The sequence below is a fragment of the Kiloniella antarctica genome, from assembly GCF_042682825.1.
GTDB classification, from domain to species: Bacteria; Pseudomonadota; Alphaproteobacteria; order Kiloniellales; family Kiloniellaceae; genus Kiloniella; species Kiloniella antarctica.
Genome location: NZ_JBHUII010000004.1, coordinates 888,943 through 906,566, shown reverse-complemented (window position 1 = coordinate 906,566; position 17,624 = coordinate 888,943). Strand labels below are relative to the sequence as shown.

Annotated in this window: 11 protein-coding genes; 6 read left to right on the top strand and 5 right to left on the bottom strand. The window is 46.6% G+C overall.

The features are described 5' to 3' along the window. Nucleotides 1-10: 10 nt before the first annotated feature. Nucleotides 11-1,618, top strand: a complete 1,608-nt coding sequence (locus ACFSKO_RS11250) for a gamma-glutamyltransferase (RefSeq protein WP_380251535.1) — start codon at nt 11-13, stop codon at nt 1,616-1,618. A gap of 61 nt (nt 1,619-1,679) precedes the next feature. Next, a complete protein-coding gene (locus ACFSKO_RS11245; RefSeq protein ID WP_380251533.1) occupies nt 1,680-2,825 on the top strand; it encodes a pyridoxal phosphate-dependent aminotransferase in 1,146 nt (381 codons plus the stop codon). Nucleotides 2,826-2,996: 171 nt separating this feature from the next. Here ACFSKO_RS11245 and ACFSKO_RS11240 read toward each other — a convergent pair whose 3' ends face one another. Continuing rightward, nucleotides 2,997-5,999, bottom strand: coding sequence for an Rne/Rng family ribonuclease (locus ACFSKO_RS11240; RefSeq protein WP_417457762.1), 3,003 nt, complete (start codon nt 5,997-5,999; stop codon nt 2,997-2,999). A gap of 545 nt (nt 6,000-6,544) precedes the next feature. Between ACFSKO_RS11240 and ACFSKO_RS11235 the strand changes: the two genes are divergently transcribed. From ACFSKO_RS11235 to prfB, 3 genes are all read left to right on the top strand, one after another. Further along, nucleotides 6,545-7,804 carry an N-acetylmuramoyl-L-alanine amidase gene (locus ACFSKO_RS11235; protein WP_380251529.1) on the top strand — a complete coding sequence of 420 codons (1,260 nt, stop codon included), beginning with the start codon at nt 6,545-6,547 and terminating at the stop codon, nt 7,802-7,804. Between the two features lie 392 nt (nt 7,805-8,196). Next, nucleotides 8,197-10,695: a penicillin-binding protein 1A gene (locus tag ACFSKO_RS11230; RefSeq protein WP_380251527.1), complete on the top strand. Its 2,499-nt coding sequence runs from the start codon at nt 8,197-8,199 to the stop codon at nt 10,693-10,695. 75 nt (nt 10,696-10,770) lie between these two features. After that, nucleotides 10,771-11,908, top strand: a protein-coding gene (prfB, locus tag ACFSKO_RS11225) for a peptide chain release factor 2 (protein ID WP_380251525.1) whose coding sequence is annotated in 2 segments (ribosomal slippage) — nt 10,771-10,839 and nt 10,841-11,908 — 1,137 coding nt in all. Because the reading frame shifts where the segments join, the coding sequence is not laid out codon by codon here. Nucleotides 11,909-12,160: 252 nt separating this feature from the next. Here the strand turns inward: prfB and ACFSKO_RS11220 are convergent. Then, complete coding sequence (locus ACFSKO_RS11220; RefSeq protein WP_380251523.1) at nt 12,161-12,478, bottom strand: DUF1127 domain-containing protein; 318 nt, start codon at nt 12,476-12,478, stop codon at nt 12,161-12,163. A 143-nt stretch (nt 12,479-12,621) separates the two neighbouring features. Between ACFSKO_RS11220 and ACFSKO_RS11215 the strand changes: the two genes are divergently transcribed. Continuing rightward, nucleotides 12,622-13,515: a LysR family transcriptional regulator gene (locus ACFSKO_RS11215; RefSeq protein WP_380251521.1), complete on the top strand. Its 894-nt coding sequence runs from the start codon at nt 12,622-12,624 to the stop codon at nt 13,513-13,515. 37 nt (nt 13,516-13,552) lie between these two features. On the opposite strand, the gene ACFSKO_RS11210 is transcribed toward ACFSKO_RS11215, so the two are convergent. From ACFSKO_RS11210 to ACFSKO_RS11200, 3 genes are all read right to left on the bottom strand, one after another. Next, nucleotides 13,553-14,239, bottom strand: a complete 687-nt coding sequence (locus ACFSKO_RS11210) for an MATE family efflux transporter (protein WP_380251519.1) — start codon at nt 14,237-14,239, stop codon at nt 13,553-13,555. Next, complete coding sequence (locus ACFSKO_RS11205) at nt 14,236-14,985, bottom strand: MATE family efflux transporter (RefSeq protein WP_380251517.1); 750 nt, start codon at nt 14,983-14,985, stop codon at nt 14,236-14,238. Before ACFSKO_RS11205 ends, ACFSKO_RS11210 begins: the two co-directional genes overlap by 4 nt. An 83-nt stretch (nt 14,986-15,068) precedes the next feature. After that, nucleotides 15,069-17,558 carry a cation:proton antiporter gene (locus ACFSKO_RS11200; RefSeq protein WP_380251515.1) on the bottom strand — a complete coding sequence of 830 codons (2,490 nt, stop codon included), beginning with the start codon at nt 17,556-17,558 and terminating at the stop codon, nt 15,069-15,071. Nucleotides 17,559-17,624 lie beyond the last annotated feature (66 nt).

Below are 17,624 nucleotides of genomic sequence, written 5' to 3'. Positions count from 1 at the left end.
AGCGTCGGCAATGCAAGATAACTTTTTCCGGAAGACGAAAGTCAGCTCGGCTATCTTAACAGTTTGTTTGGGGGGATTGCTACTCTCCGCTTGTGATACAACAAGTGAGCTCGAAAAAGGATCGCTCCATACTGTGAAGGGATTTGCAGGGTTGGTATCTGCGGATGAACCCCGTGCAGCTCAGGTCGGGCGAGAATTGTTGGGTAATGGCGCTACTGCCGTTGATGCCGCCGTCGCAATGTATTTTACCATGTCTGTTACAATGCCATCCCGTGTGGGGTTGGCTGCGGGTGGTGTTTGTTCTTATTATGATAAAGAAGAAAATAAAGCCGTTGCATTAAACTTCTTCCCGCAATCATCACCTTCAGGTGGCGTCGTACCTAAAGCACCAAGAGTAATGGCAGCACTTCATGCCAAGTATGGATCTGCCCGTTGGCAAAAACTGGTCGCTTACGGTGAAAATCTTGCCCGGTTCGGAAACCCGGTCAGTCGAGCTTTCGCCTATGACTTGGCTCTCGCAAATGAGCGTCTTGGAGTGAATGCTGAACTCTTGGGTAAGTTTGCGCGTGAAGATGGTCGTTTGCCGCGTGAGGGGGATACTCTGACGCAACCTGAACTTTCCGGGGTTCTATCTGGGTTGAGAGCACAGGGTGCTGGTTATCTGTATGCCGGACCTATGACGCGTCGGTTTGCAGAAGGTTCAACAGATGCTGGCTTACCCTTAACCGTCGATGATATTCGCAACTATCTTCCTGTAATGGAAGAACCATTGACTGTGAAAGTTGGAGATGATTTGGCGCACTTCTCTGGCGACTATAGCAGTGGTGCTTATGTTACCGCCCATTTAATCGGGCAGTTAAGTGTTGATGGAGCCTATGACGACGCAGATGTTGAGGATCGTGCGCACCTGTTTGTTGAGGCATTGAAGCGAGCTCAGGCAAGTCGGGGAGGGGTTCTATCTGGAACGTTATCTGCACAAGGTAGCTTGAGCGAGGAGGCACTTGAAACAGACTTTGGTAATTATACTGAAAATCGTGCGACACCAATATCCTCTCTTACCAATCAGCCTGTTGCAGCTTCAGGTAATCCTTATGCAGCAGGTTTCGCTGTTATTGATAGATACAACAATTCAGTTGCCTGTAGCTTTACCCTGAATGGGTTGTTTGGTTCTGGTCGTATGGCTCAAAACACCGGGATTGTACTGCCAGCACCACCACGTTCTGCTGCAGACGGCATTGATACATTAATTAGCGTTGTCGTTGCCAATGACCCCACAAAATTCTCGCGGTATGCTGGTACGGCAGCTGGTGGTGCCGTTGGACCATCGGCACTGGGTAAGGTGATGGCAGATATTCTGCTTGCTAAGCAAGAGTTAAAAACCTCACAAAAAGCATCGCGGTTACATCATAGTGGTAAACCTGATGTCGTCTTTTATGAAGAGAAAAGTGATGCGTCGCTCGTTGCCGCTCTTAAGGAAAAAGGGCATGACGCGAGGCCTGCACCAGCATTTGGCCGGGTAAATTCAGCTTACTGTTCAGAAAGCCTTAAATTTATGCCGGAAACGTGCGTCGCTGCCGCAGATGATCGTGGGTATGGCCTCAGTCGTTTGGCTCGATAAATTTTTATAGCTAATTACACGATCCAATGGATTGTAGAGTTGTTTACCAGAGGATTAGCGCATGGCGTTAAAATTATCGTCCAGAGGGAATATCCCCCCCTTTATCGTGATGGATGTACTTCGCTCGGCGAATGAACGGGCTGCTGCTGGGGAGGATATCTTACACCTATCGCTTGGTCAGCCTGTTACACCCGCGCCGCCCTTAGTTTTGGAAGCTGTAAAAAAAGCAATTGATACCGAAGCTATTGGCTATACGGATGCGCTGGGAATACCACTTTTGCGTCAACGGATCGCAGAGCACTATAAGTATCTCTATAATCAAACCGTTGACCCTAATCGTATTATGGTGACAACCGGGTCCTCGGCGGGTTTCCTGCTTTCTTTTCTAGCGGCGTTTGAGCCCGGAGATAAAGTTGCTCTTGCGGCACCGGGATATCCCGCATACCGAAATATTTTAACGGCTTTAGGCATTGAGCCTGTTCTGATCGAAGTTGGGCCAAAGGAGCGTTTCCAACCTTCTTTAGAGGTGCTGGAAGCTCAGGGAGAAAGTCTGGACGGGCTGATTATTGCCAGTCCGTCTAATCCTGCAGGAACGATGTTGGATGAGGAATCCCTTAAAAGTATTGTTGCTTACTGTGAGAAAAAGCAAATTCGACTAATCTCTGACGAGATTTATCACGGGATTAGCTATGGTGCAAAAGCAACGACGGCCCTAAAATTTACCGATAACAGTTTTGTAATAAACTCTTTTTCCAAATATTTTTCAATGACAGGCTGGCGATTGGGCTGGATGGTACTTCCCGAAGATATGGTCCGTGCTGAAGAATGTTTGGCACAAAATTTCTTTATTTCACCGCCGACACTTTCTCAAATCGCAGGGGCTGCCGTATTCGATTGTTATGATGTGTTGGATGAATATGTGCAGCAGTATACCCGAAATAGAGAGATTCTTTTAAATGAACTTCCAAAGGTTGGTTTTGGAGATATAGCACCTGCTGATGGCGGGTTTTATATCTATGCAGACATTAGCCACAGAACGAACGATAGCCAGGAGTTTTGCCGTCGTCTCTTATGTGACACAGGTATTGCCGCAACACCCGGTGTTGATTTTGACCCTTTTAATGGTGATCACTTTATGAGGTTCTCATTTGCGGGTGCTGAAGAAACAATGCTTGAAGCTGTAAAGCGTTTGAAAGATTGGCCGTAAAACGTCACAGAAATAACTCTCGTTATATCTTGGACAATTTATAGAACTTTAAGTCTTCGTGATCCTTTACAGCTCAAATAGAGTTGTATTGAGATGTGGAATAAAAAAAGCCCCACGCCTATGAAGCGTGGGGCTTTTTTATTTAAGTGAGGTTGGTGTACCTCAACTCATTTAATTACCGGTAATACGGCTCCACCAACCTTTTTTCTTGGATTCAGATGATCCGGTCTTTACAGCCGCAGTTTGTTGCTGCGTTGTAGCGGCGGAGGCTGTCGGTGTTGACGTTGGAGGCACAGGGTTGCTCTTTACAGGAGCTTTTACAGGTGCCGAGGCTTTCACAACAGGCGCCTTTACGGTTTTTGCTGCTGTATCATCGGAGGGTTTGGTAGGAGTTTCTACTTTTGGATCCGATGTCTTTGCTGTTTTCCTTGTGCGCGTCGTCGTGCTTTTTGGCTTGGCAGTCGTCTTGCTTTTGGTTCTCGTTCGAGGCTTGGGTTTCTCTGCCGCATCAGATGTTGCTGCAGGTGCCTCAGGCGTACTCTCGCTTGATGGAGCCGAACTTTTTACTTCGTCGCTTGCCTCAACTACGGTGGCGTCAGCTTTTTTACGCGGACGTCGTGTCGTTGTTGTCGCTCTTTTACGTGGAGCGCGTTTGGGCTTGGTCGGTTTTTCTTCAGTATCCGAAGATACGGTTGATTGTGATGTTTCATCCGTCGTCGTGGCCAAAACCTTAGAAGCTTCCTCTCCAGCTGATTGTTTCTCAGTGGTGGGGGGGCTTGCCTCTGGCGAAACATCACCGATGGCATCAACTGTATTTTCAGGAGCAGGCTTGCGTCGACGGGGAGCACGGCGTTTTCTTGGTTTTTCTTCAACGGTATTTGTTGAAACGTCGCTCGCTGGCGCTGGTTCTGAATTTGTTGACTGTGCTGCAATACCTACTTCTGAACTATTCTCTGATTGTGAGTTGTCAGCAAGAGGTGCTTCAGCTCTATCATTTCCAGATTCATTGTTATCGTTCGAGCTGTCAGTCGTTGAATTTGAATTTTCGTCAAGTTCATTTTCTGGACGGCGCGTTCTTCTGCGTCCGCCTCGTTTACCACGACGGCGCCTTTTTCGAGGACGATCATCATCATCGAAGCTTTCGTCATGAGGCTCGTCATTTGTTTTGGGCTGAGCATCAGCTAAATCTGATTGGACGTCAGTTTCAAGAGTCTGTGGTGTGCCTTCAATACTCGCGTCCTGGCTCTCAGGTATATCTTTACGGCGACGACGACGACGACGACGCTTTTGATCACCCTCAGTCCGTTCACCTGATTCTGAATTATTTGAATCAGACTTGCTGGAATCAGATCGGGTATCTGTCCGTTCGGACCGCTCAGGTCTATCTTCAAATGGCCTACGCATAGGTTTTACGGATGCTGGTTTAACAGGTTCCAGCGGCATGATTTCTTCAACCGGACCGTCGTTATTTGACACCAGTCTTTCCAAACGGAAATTTGGAATAACGATGGTGCTGTCAGCATTGATATCAACGCTAAATTTATAACGCTGCTCAATTTCAATCAGGCGGGTACGTTTTTGATTGAGGATATAGAGCGCGACCTCTGTTGGGACGAACAACTCAATCTTACCTCCGCCCCGACGGATACCATCTTCTTCCAGTGCACGGAGGACATGTAGAGCTGTTGATTCCGTTGTGCGAACTGTCCCAATGCCATCACAATGAGGACATGTAACTGTTGAATTCTCAACAATACTCGGGCGCAAACGTTGACGAGACATCTCGAGCAAGCCAAAAGGACTTATCCTGCCTAATTGTATACGCGCACGGTCAGCCTGCATGGCGTCTTTAAGGCGTCGCTCGACTTCCCGATTGTGCTTGGGATCATCCATGTCGATGAAATCGATAACCAGAAGACCCGCAAGGTCACGCAAACGGACCTGTCGGGCAACTTCCGCTGCGGCTTCCTGGTTGGTTTTGAATGCGGTTTCTTCGATGTGACGTTCTTTTGTCGCACGTCCGGAGTTCACATCAACGGCGACCAAAGCTTCGGTTGGGTTGATGACGAGATAACCACCTGATTTTAGTTGTACGATAGGGTTGTGCATCGCATCAATTTGCGTTTCTACCTGAAAACGGTGGTAGAGTGGGACCTGCATACCCTTGTAGTGTTTAACTTTCTTGGCATGGCTTGGCATCAAGGAACGCATACAGCTCTTTGCCATTTTGTAGCCGCGCTCACCTTCGACCAGAATTTCTTCCATGTCGCTGGTGTAAAGATCACGCATCGCACGTTTGATCAGGTTTGCTTCTTCGTAAATTAAACTCGGAGCTTCCGATTGAAGAGTATTTTCCCTGATCTCATTCCAAAGGCGAATGAGGTATTCATAATCGCGGCGAATTTCCATCTTGGTACGCTGGCTACCAGCAGTACGCACGATAACAGCGATACCCTCAGGAATTTTAAGCTCAGACAATATTTCTTTGAGACGTTTACGATCATTCGGGCTGCTAATCTTACGACTGATACCACCACCTTTATTGGTGTTGGGCATCAAGACGGAATAGCGTCCTGCGAGTGAAAGGTAAGTTGTTAAGGCTGCGCCTTTATTGCCGCGCTCTTCTTTTGCAACTTGGACAAGGATGACCTGTCGACGCTTAATTACCTCTTGAATTTTGTAACGCTTCATGAGGTTTACGCGCGACTTTGTTTTTTCCACAAAATCGGAATCGTCATCATTGATGCTATCGACGGATGTTTCTCCGGCGATTTCTTCAATGGTGTCATCTTGTTGTTTCGCAACACTTTCAGGATCGTCAGAAGAAGCGTTTACGACATCTTCGTCAACTTGTGCAGACTTGTTTTTTTCTTCTGCTTCAGAATCTGTCCCGATATCAACGTCCATAATGCTTTCGCGATCAGCCACAGGGACACGGTAATAGTCCGGATGGATTTCGCTAAAGGGTAGGAAGCCGTGACGGTTTCCGCCGTATTCTACGAATGCGGCCTGAAGTGAAGGTTCAACACGTGTTACACGAGCGAGATAAATGTTTCCTTTTAGTTGCTTCCTAGAGAGTGTTTCAAAATCGAAATCTTCAAGTTTGTTTTCGTTGTGTACCACTACCCGAACTTCTTCCGGGTGGGTGGCATCGATCAACATACGCTTTGCCATACGTGAGTAACTCCAGCGTGCGGCCAGCCCCTCCGGTAAGCCATAACGGAGGCGGCGCACGGTACATCGTTGTAGATGAATTTATATGATCAAGAGCGTTCATTACCGTTTTCTGTGTCCTGCGTTACCGCAAAGACTACGGGAACGCTCTCGTGAGGGAACCGAATAAATGGTTCAAGTAAGTTAAAAATGTCGAAGAGGTAGTTGTTTTTGTAAAACCTTGCCTCGCCGCGTTGGCTTGTTACGCTTGCTTTCCAGGGCGTCTTAATTATAAAGACCGAAATCCACAGGTGTTAACTGCAGAGCCTCCTGGAGCATCAGCGTACGCTAAGCAATGGTCTTTAAGGCCATGATCAGCGCAGAATTTTCTGGGTACAGACTAACAGTAGTGATGCCTCTGTGCTAGAAGGTAATTTCACTTTTTTGAAATCATTTTCTTAATAAGGAGAATTACGGGTCTGCAAAAGGTCAATTTTTCCTGTAACATACTTAAAGTAAAACCATATTTGGTAAAATTTTGTTGTGAGAATTGAGTTAAGAAGCGCATGAACGTTAGGTTTCTTATTTATAAGAAGAGTCTGGGGGCGGTTGTAACGGCTTTAGCACTCTTGTGGACCGTTGTTGCTCAAGGGTCTGACCTTGAAGCAATCCGAATCGGAAAGCATCCGGATAAAACCCGTTTTGTCCTGGAATTGTCCGAGGCACCTGCTTATCGCGTTTTCACTCTTCCGGACCCTTTCAGGATCGTTATTGATCTTCCCAAATTGAACTGGAAAGTACCAAAAGATAAGGTGCCTAAAGCTACAGGGGCCGTTCAGGCACTTCGGTTCGGCCTTTTTGAACCAGAAGTTAGTCGGATTGTTTTGGATGCGTATTATCCAGTTTCGATATCTTCAACCTTCTTGTTGCCTCCAAAAGAGGGGCACAAACATCGGCTTGTTGTGGATATTAAGAAAGTTTCAAAAGACTTTTATGTGAAGTCCGGTGAACAACAGAAGAAGATGGTTTCAATACAGCCACTCAAAATGCAAAGTCAGACTGGCTCTAGTGTTGCGGCCAACCCGACCCCTCCGGCTTTGCTAAATCCGACACCAGCTAAAAAGAAACGGGCAAAAAAAATCATCGTCGTTGATGCGGGGCACGGGGGTGTCGACCCTGGAGCAATAGGATTGTCTGGTGTTCAGGAAAAGAAGTTGGCTCTAGATTATGCACGAAGTTTGAAGGCTGCTTTGGAAAGAAATGGGCGTTACGAAGTTATCATGACGCGTAATAGCGATACGTCTTTGGCTTTACGACAACGTGTAGAAGTTGCGCAAAAAGCAGAAGCAGATTTGTTCATATCTTTGCATGCAAATAAACATTCATCGAGTAAAATCAAAGGTGTTTCCGTTTACAGTCTTTCTGAAAATGGCTCCGATAAAGAAGCAGAAGCTCTGGCATCAAAAGAGAATAAAGCGGATATTATCATTGGCTTTGATTTAAGTGAACAATCACCGGATGTTAGTAAAATCCTCATTGATCTGGCTCAACGGGAAACAAACAATCAAGGTAAGCAGTTTGCCAATGTTCTCGTGAGTGAATTTAAGCGTGAAGCTGATATGTTGGGTCGTCCTCATCGATCGGCTGGGTTTGCGGTTTTAAAGTCACCGATTATTCCTTCCGTTCTTGTTGAGTTGGGTTATATGTCGAACAAACAAGAAGAGAGGTTATTGAGGAGCGACACGCATCGTAACAAGCTTGTTCTTGCTATTTCCAAAGCTGTTGATCAATATTTTGGTAAACTAGAGAGCTATAATCGTCAGTAGTCTTGACCTCTAAAACAGTCATACTTTTACGAACTGTTTGGTGATGGCAATTTGTGGTTTTCTGTTATACAAAAGGCGGGAAAGTTTTTACTGCCTTTTGTACAGTCTTTGTGAGGCTAGGTCTGTGGACGAGGGGGGGGGGGGCGTGGTGGTAGATGAGAGAGCGATCTGGCTGCCATAAGACGGTCACAGTTCTGTTGCAGGTTACATGTTTAGAGCTTTGTGGCTGGAAGATTGATAAGGTTTGTCATATTTGAATTGGGGGATCACATCGTGTGGGCCCCTATATTTTTCACTCTGGAGTTTTTGCTCTGAAGCTTTTCAATTGAAGTTTTCCTCTGGAATGCTTGCTTGAAGTTGGCGTTGAGCTCTATTGGTAATTATTTTAGCTTGTGTATAAGCCAATAGATGGAACCACGTTAAGGGCTGAAGAAAATGATTGGGATGTTGGTGTGAAGTTTCTGAAGATACTCGGTTACTTATTTGGACTTGGTGTGGTTGTCGCCATCGCTGGGGCAGGTGTTTTGATCTATGCTCTTTATGAGTATGGAAAAGGGCTTCCTGAGCACACAGAACTTGCTGATTATGATCCTCCAACGGTTACCCGTGTTCATGCTGGTGACGGTCGTTTAATGGAAGAATACGCGAAAGAAAAGCGAATCTATGTCCCCATTGATGCCATCCCAACCCGTGTGAAAGATGCCTTTCTCTCTGCTGAAGATAAGGATTTTTATACGCACGGTGGATTGAATTATTTATCGCTTGCACGTGCGATGCTGACCAATATCAAAAATATTGGATCAGGTAAGCGTCTGATCGGTGCTTCAACGATTACACAACAGGTTGCAAAGAATTTCCTTTTGACCAATGAGGTCTCTTACGAACGCAAGATCAAGGAAGCCATTCTCACTTACCGAATTGAACATGCTTTTGATAAAGAGCGTATTCTTGATCTTTATCTTAATGAAATTTTCTTAGGTTACCGCTCTTACGGAGTTGCTGCGGCGTCCTTGAATTACTTTAACAAGTCATTGGATCAGCTCTCTGTCCCGGAAGCGGCCTATCTTGCAGCACTGCCAAAAGCGCCATCAAACTATCACCCGGTTCGACACCATGCTGCGGCTCTTGCACGGCGGAACTGGGTTATTGAGCGGATGCTTGAAAACGAAAAAATAACCCGAGAACAAGCTGAAGAAGCCTGGCAGACCCCGTTGGAAGTCATCAGGCGTGATCGTACGGAAATTGTCCAGGCACCTTACTTTGCGGAGGAAGTTCGCCGGGAGCTTATCGATCTCTACGGCGAAGAAGGATTATACGAATCTGGATTGTCTGTACGCACAACACTGCAACCTAATCTTCAAAATATTGCGCAAAGAAGCTTACGCAAAGGGCTGATTTCCTATGATCGACGTCATGGTTGGCGCGGTCCTTTGACCACGTTTGATCCGGACTCTCCGGAAGGGTGGAAGAACAATTTGAAGAGCGTCGAGTTACCCAAAGGGGCCGAGCCTTGGATACTGGCCTCGGTTTTAGAAGTGGGCAAAACAGACGTCGCGATAGGTATGGCCGATGGTACGCGTGGCACAATCCCGATGAGCGAGTTAAAATGGGCGCGTAAGTGGTTGAAAGATCAGCGTTTTGGTGGTGTTCCATCGACGCCGGGTCATGTGCTCGCCGTAGGCGATGTGGTTCTTGTTGAATCTGTATTGAAAACTGCCAAAGGGAAAGATTATCCCAAAGAGACATACGGTCTGCGTCAAATCCCGGATGTAAACGGTGGTTTAATCGCGATTGATCCTCATACGGGACGGATATTGGCTATGTCTGGCGGGTTCTCTTTTAGTCGCAGCTCTTTTAATCGGGCGACACAAGCTGTGCGTCAACCTGGATCAGCCATCAAACCCTTTATCTATTTAAGTGGTTTGGATAATGGGTATACCCCGGCAACTCTTATTCAAGACGCGCCATTTTCTCTGGACCAAGGCGCTGGACTTGGAAAATGGAAACCTGGAAACTATAAAAAGAAATTTTATGGACCAACCAGAATGCGTGTAGGGATTGAAAAATCGATCAACCTTATGACGGTGCGTTTGGCCCAGAACGTCGGCATGGACAAAGTTGTTGAATACGTAAAACGCTTTGGCATTGATAACAATATGCAACCAGTTTTATCAATGTCCCTTGGTGCGGGAGAATCTTCTCTGCTCCAGATGACAACGGCTTATGCAATGCTGGTTAATGGCGGCAAACGTATTACACCTTCATTAATTGATCGAATTCAAGATCGCCGGGGGCGGACAATCTTTAAACACGATAGTCGGGAATGTTTACCGTGTGTTGTAAATGAAGAGTGGCACAATCAAGCCGCTCCTACTTTACCTGATACACGTGAACAAATTGCAGATCCTGCCTCTGTCTATCAAGTTGTATCGATGCTTGAGGGAACTGTTCTTCGTGGAACCGGGCGGAGTATTAAGTCAATCGGGAAACCTCTGGGCGGGAAAACTGGGACAACGAATAAGAGTTTGGATGCCTGGTTTATTGGGTTCTCACCAGATCTTGCTGTGGGTGCTTACGTTGGTTTTGACGCACCAAAAACTCTGGGGCAGCGAGAACAGGGTGCGAGTGCGGCAGCGCCAATTTTCAAATCCTTTATGGAAGAAGCTCTCAAGGATGCACCTGCGACACCTTTTAGGGTGCCAGAGGGAATTCGTTTGGTTCGTATCAACGCTGATACCGGTCGTTTGGCTCGGCCAAATGACAAGAATGTAATTGTCGAAGCTTTCAAGCCCCACAACGTGCCGTCACCTACTTTTTCAGGTGCTGGCGAGGAAAATGACAATCCAATATTGTCTGGAAGCGATCTGCTGAATTCAGAGGGGCTGTACTAATCTGCGACAGGCAGGTAGAAGATTTTGAATTCAGATTTGTATTTAATTTTTAGCTGATAAGGAGGCCGTATAGTTATGCGCGCCGAGATCGAAGCAGCGATTAACGATATAGAGCAATCGTTAGTCCTGCTAAGGAGGCATCTTTGACTGGGATGCTGCACTTAGACGTTTAGACGAACTTAATGTTCGTGCCGAAGATCCAGAATTGTGGAACGACCAGCAACTGGCTCAGGCTCTTATGAAAGAGCGAACCCACCTTGAGCAATCAATCGCCGTCGTTCGTAAGATGGAAAGCGGTATAGAAGAAGCTGCTCTCTTGATCGAAATGGGTGATGAAGAGGGGGACAGCGATTCTGTACAAGAGGGTGAAAGCCAAATCTTCGCGCTGAAAGAACTCGCAGACAAAAAACAGCTCGAAAGTTTACTTTCAGGTGAGGCCGACGCCAATGATTGTTACCTGCAAGTCAATGCAGGTGCAGGTGGTACCGAGGCTCAGGATTGGGCCGAGATGCTGCTGCGTATGTATACCCGTTGGGCTGAGCAACACGGCTATAAAGTTGAATGGCTGGAAGAGAATAGTGGAGACGAAGCCGGTCTAAAATCGGCAACTGTGACCATCAAGGGACACAATGCTTATGGATGGCTGAAAACTGAAGCGGGCGTTCATCGTCTGGTTCGTATTTCTCCCTATGATTCTCAGGCGCGGCGTCACACATCGTTTAGTTCTGCATGGGTCTACCCTGTGATTGACGATAGCTTTGATGTTGAAATCTTGGACAAAGATTTACGTGTGGATACTTTCCGCGCTTCAGGTGCGGGGGGACAGCACGTTAACACAACAGATTCTGCGATCCGTATCGTTCACGAGCCGACAGGGATCGTTGTCCAGTGCCAAAATGACCGTTCTCAACATAAAAACCGCGCCACCGCGATGAATATGTTGAAATCGCGTTTATTTGAGCACGAAATGCAAAAGCGCGAGGAAGTCTCCCAAGCAGAAGCTGATTCAAAAACAGAAATCGGCTGGGGTCGTCAAATTAGATCCTATGTCTTGCAACCCTATCAGATGGTTAAGGATTTGAGGACCGGGGTCGAGACGAGTAATTCGAGTGCTGTTCTCAATGGAGATATCGACATGTTCCTCGAAGCATCACTTGCTTCGAAGCTAAAAGGCGGAACATCGGAAGACGATGGTGCCGAGGAAATTCTCTAAGACATCAAGTTCCGATAGATAAATGTCAGTTATATAAAAAATCCCGGTAATGCCTTAACAGGTCATCACCGGGATTTTTGCTTGTCAAACAGCAGGTTTGTTAAGCATTGGGGTTCAGAAAACGAGGAAAATTTTTAAAACTTCCTAAGCCCCGAGATAAACACATCTTCTATCCTAATCAGATAATCTGTATTGGGATAAAAGGGTGTTTAACTTTAATTGATCGGCAGTCCTATATTGGACACAGTCCGGTCAAATATTAAATATCCGGTAGATGACAGATCGGGCACTGCGATCGGCAGGTACGTCCCAATAAGGTCTTTGGCTTTCGATTTGAACGTCATTATTGCTCAAACCTATGTCGTCCAACTGATGGCTTGTCAGCCCCGCAAGAACGCGGCGCTCTTCTCTGACGGTGAAAGCTATAGCCACCCACGCAATAGCACGATCCAAAAAGGTTGAGATCTTTGCATACTTTACCGATATCTGAGATACGAGTCCGTTATCTGGGGTAAAGGACGTGCCGCATGAACGACTGGCGATCAGGGTCTGACATGATTGTTTTAGCATTTCATCCTCCATTGCGGATTGTGATGGAAATTGAATTATTCATCAATGTTATTGATATATGGCAAAAATGCTGTATTGTTAAAGTGAATAGTTTTGATGACTATCATCACAAAATTTGATACTTGGTTTGAGAAGGAAACTTGATGCATCGTAATTTTGATTTAGGAACGCTGCGTAGTTTTATTGCTGTCGCAGAAACGGGTGGCATGACGTCAGCTGCTAACAAGCTGCACATGACCCAATCAACCGTGAGCATGCAAATAAAGCGCCTAGAAGAAAGTGTTGGTTTGTCATTGCTCGATCGTAATAGCGGACGTGGTATTCGCCCCACAGCGGAAGGGGAGCAGCTCTTGGGATACGCCCGCTCGATGATTGATTTGAATGATGAAATTTGGGGTCGCCTTACAGCACCTAAATACGAAGGGATGGTTTTGCTGGGGGTGCCTGGTGATATTGTTCGTCCACATATTCCTAATGTACTCAAACAGTTCAACCGGGCTTTTCCAAGAGTGCGTGTGAAGTTGACGACGGCCGGGTCAATTGATTTGAAAGCCGCTGTGTTAAAGGGCCAACAAGATATAATCCTTACGACAGAGGTTTATGGAGAGGAGACTGGTGATCTTCCAAATGGGGAACTGTTGAATATCGAACCCTTGCTTTGGACCGGCTCGCTGGATGGTCACGCTTGGCTCTCGCGGCCTTTACCTATTGCGCTTGTCCGGGGGTGTTCTTTTCGAAAGCCAACCGTTGATGCATTGGAAGCTGCGGGTATTACCTGGGTGGATGCGGTTGATACTGATAGTGAAGATTCTACGTCTGTTGCCGTGGCTGCGGATTTTGCTATCCGCCCTGAACTGCCAAGCTTTGATTATCCTGGGGTAGAAGAGATCGCTCATCGGGGAGAGCTGCCCACCTTACCACAATGTAGTATCAATCTCTATCTGGCGGATGGTCCAAATGCGGGCTTGGCGCAAGAGTTAGCAAAATATATTCGCACGGCTTTTGGAACTGAGATTCCAATGAAAGGTGCGGCGTAGGTTTAATGTAACCTGGAACAGCTCTCAATCGTTAGAATCAGGGAAACTTTCTTTTGATATGTGTGATGAGAATTGTGGGTGAGCCCAAAGAACCAATGTGTTTGTGAGCTACGGCATAAGCAACGAGACTGGACAAAATCAACCCGCTCCACACTGCTGCAAAAACTGCGGCCCAAACACCTAAAGGCCCCCAACCCAATAGATAGACAAAAAGTACTGCGAAACCTGCTGATGCAAAAATTTGTCGATAAACGCCTATCCATACTGTCCAGATAGGCCGTTTAATGCCTTGTAAAAATGACATAATGGCAAAGAGCGTGAGATAGGCCGGCAACATGGGAGCTGCGAATAAAAGGTAATCATAACCAACATCATTGACGGCAGGATCAGGGCTAAAGAGGCTTAATAAAAATCGTCCACCAAAAAAAAGGATCACGGCACCCGTAAGCATCATGGCAATGCCCACGCTAACGCACCACCAAAAAGCATAACGAATACGTTCAAAATCCTGAGCCCCGTAATTTTGGGCAATGATGGGCAAAAGGACAATGGTCAAACCCAACCCGGGAAGAAGGATGAGTTGTTCGATACGAAGAGCAATGCCGTAGGCGGCCACTGCAGTAGCTCCAAAGGGTTGGAGGAAATACTGAATGACAAAGACGCCGATGGTGATGGTCAGGAAATTAAGGCTTGCTGGAGCCCCTTGAGCAATAATATCTTTCACGACGTTCCAGCGCAGAATAAAGCATTGCAGTTGGCTGTGTTCCATGGCCCGTGAACCGATAGCTTGACGAAGCATATATAGTGTGCTACAGCCCACTCGATAATCACAGTAGAAGTGGCTAAGCCGTCAAAACCAATACCGGAAAAACCAGGTAGGCCGAAAAAGCTGGGGAACCCAAAAATTAAGAGGGGATTGAGAAGGCAATTTGCTAAAAATCCGCATATAAGGGCGCGTTGATTTGTGGTTGTATCTCCTTGCGCGCTTAAAATTCCGTTGCTTGAAAAGGCAACCATAAAGGCGGGAGCTGCGAACATAATAATGCGCAAATATGCTATGGCAAGACCCCGGTAACCATTTGAAACCCCGAGAAGGTCAAGCAGTAAGGGCGTGGCGCAATATCCTGCGATACCAATGATAATCGAAAATGAAAACGCAAAACTCAGGCCCTGCGCGGACAAATCCTTAGCTTCATTAGCATTTTTTGCGCCAATCGCAGAACCAAGCAAAGCTGAGATCCCCTGACTAAGGCCGATCCCAAAAGCGACTAAAATAAAAAACACGGTAAAGGAAACAGATAAACCTGCTTGGGCGTCGGTCGAAAGCATACCGGCAAAAAAGGTATCGACGACATTATAGAGGGTGTTAAACAACATCCCAATTCCTGCAGGTATGGCTAAGGTACGAAAATGTCCAGCCATGTTACCTTGGACAAGGTCACGTTCTCTCGATTTTTTCAGTTTAGCCAAAAGACTTTATGCCTTCAAAAATGAACGTGTATATCCTGCCCTTAGGGCTTAGGACGGTTAAAAATAAGCAAGGATCACACACATTATGTTTGAGACTTGTTCATTTCCTTGCGTTCTCCCGAAATGTCCGAGAGCTTGCTTCGCCAGTTTGGATGGGAGAGGCTGAGTTCTTTGAACTTATCAATTTCTAATAACAATAGATGAGAGTAGCTGATTGATTTTACATCGGCACTGCGCTGTGTTTCATCAAGCAATGCCATCTCTCCGAAAAAGTTTCCGTGGCCAAGGCGGTAAACCTCGTCGCCGACCCTGATTTCTACGGCACCATTTGCGATGAAATAAATTCCATCGGCCCGATCTCCTTTACGAAATACAAAAGCGTCATCGGCGAGAATTCTCGGGGTTAACTGTCGAGCTATTTGTTCTAGTTCTTCGACCTGAAGGTCGGCGAAGACTGGAAAAGAACTCAAAAGTTCAGCTGTCGTGGGTTTGATATCGACTGTAGTATTGGGGCGACTGATGACATGTATGGAGCTGGCTTCGTTTCTTAGGCTCCGGGCAAGATCGTCACTAATAATGCCTGATTCTCGTAAGGCTTCGATCTGGTCGACTTCTTCCTGATAGGCAAAACGTTCCAAAACACCGTGTTCAAGGGTGCGTGCAAACTTGGGGTATTGTAGGCGCAAGGCATCGAGATGTCGTTCTATCTCATTGAGTCGTTGATTTAGAATTTCGTGTAAAATTTCCAGAACACGTTCGCCCAATAAAGCGCCAAGCTTTAGGTCTAAAAAAGTAACAAGTTCCATGACCATAATACGGTTGATAACGAGGAACAGGAAGTGTTTTCCTAGATGGGCCGCGAGTGGTTTGTTTAGGTGTAAGTGAGTGTGGCACCAGCTTAGAATATGAAATTTGAGGGTGTGTTTATGGGGTTTACGTGCCGCATTGAAGTAACCAAGGCGACCACCTTCTCTTGTGGCATCGATCATATCCTCCAAGGCGAGGAAATATTGATCTACAAGTCTGTGAGGAAGGACACTGCTGAGGCGTTGCTCAAACAATAAGGTTTTTTCTTGGTTGGTTAGCGCAATGAGCCCGAGAGTTAATCGCTCTTTATCGCTGATTTCCTCTTCAAAAGGCTTATCTTCTGCAATTCGGGATAAACGATTACTGTATGGTTTAATGGTAATATCCACGAGCTGCTCATCCAGCTCAAAACGGGTCGCAAATTTATTTAAGCCAATACGCACCGTGGAGAGAGATTGAGTGAGTACCTGGGTACGAAAAGCATGATCAAGAGGAGAAAGTTGATCGAGTTTTAACCATCTCATCAAAGCGGTAAGAGTTGTCCCCTGCACGAGAAGAGTGAAGAGAGCAAACCCTGTTGCTTGTATTGCGATAAAGCGTTGCGTTTGTGGGTCGACAAGATGATTTTCTGTAACGGCGAGGGCCAGTGCGAGTGTGACAGCTCCACGCAAGCCACCCCATATGATGATTACTTTAGTGGGGTTTGTCACGCGCTGTGTGATTTTCGTGGCAGTAAGAAGGGGGAAGACGCCAAAGAGAATAATAGCCCTGGCAACCAGTGCGGCAATAACCGCAACAAGCGTAATGAGGAAATCAGAGGGGACAACGTCTGATAGCAGATCAGGTACAACCAGAGCGGCGAGAATAAAAACGAGGCCGCTTGCCCACCATGCGAGTTGATCGAGGGTTTCTTGGAAGAACTTGAAAATCTCTGGTCTGACCCGTGACCGCGCCATTGCGCTGAGAACGAGGCCACTACTGACGACTGCGATGACACCTGATGTCTCAATATAGGTATTGGCAATACTGTAAACCACAAAGGGGAGAGCCACCGTTATTGTGACCTGAGCTGCGCGGAAAGATTTTAACCAGGTGAGTAGCACAATAGCTAAGCGTCCAAAGATCAGTCCGGTAAGAATTCCTCCAATAAGCGAAGAGAATAATTGTTGGAGGATAAAGCCCTGCTCAAATTTACCGCCAGTGATGGTAAGGGCAAGGAAGGCACTAAAAGCAGCAATTGCGGTTGCATCGTTGAGTAAACTTTCACCCTCTACCAGACGGGTGAGTCGGGCTGGCGCTCCAAGATCTCTAAACAGCGCAATAACCGCACTCGGGTCGGTAGTCGCAACAATGGCACCAAACAACAGACAGACGACGAGTGGGGCAGATGAAACCAGTGAAACTGCGCCACCAATAAGACCAAGCGCGACGACGACACCTAATACCGCAAGGAAGATAACAGGAATGGTGTCCTGGGCTAGGCGTCTTACATCAATGGTTATCGCGCCTTGAAATAATAGGACTGGCAACAGAACATCTAAAAACGTGGCTGAGGACACGGGTATGTTGATAACGAGTTCGGCCACTTCATTGAAGGTATCTGTGAGAGTAGTGTGGAGTAACCAACTGGCGCCGAGGGCTATTAGAACTCCTACGCCCCCAAGTACAACGGTAAAGGGGAGGCCACTACGCCTTGCAATAGGTTGCGTACAGGCAATGACAATAAGTAGAGCAGCAATGACGAGTACGATGTCTGAAATTAGCAAGTCAGAATCCAACAATTTAAATAGGTGTAGCGTAATTATTGCATATATTTAGAGACGTTAATATGG

Bases quoted from the DNA above. Each gene is read 5' to 3' on its own strand.
- ACFSKO_RS11240 (WP_417457762.1), bottom strand. From the start codon at position 5,999: ATGGCAAAGCGTATGTTGATCGATGCCACCCACCCGGAAGAAGTTCGG.
- ACFSKO_RS11250 (WP_380251535.1), top strand. From the start codon at position 11: ATGCAAGATAACTTTTTCCGGAAGACGAAAGTCAGCTCGGCTATCTTA.
- ACFSKO_RS11245 (WP_380251533.1), top strand. From the start codon at position 1,680: ATGGCGTTAAAATTATCGTCCAGAGGGAATATCCCCCCCTTTATCGTG.
- ACFSKO_RS11215 (WP_380251521.1), top strand. From the start codon at position 12,622: ATGCATCGTAATTTTGATTTAGGAACGCTGCGTAGTTTTATTGCTGTC.
- ACFSKO_RS11235 (WP_380251529.1), top strand. From the start codon at position 6,545: ATGAACGTTAGGTTTCTTATTTATAAGAAGAGTCTGGGGGCGGTTGTA.
- ACFSKO_RS11220 (WP_380251523.1), bottom strand. From the start codon at position 12,478: ATGCTAAAACAATCATGTCAGACCCTGATCGCCAGTCGTTCATGCGGC.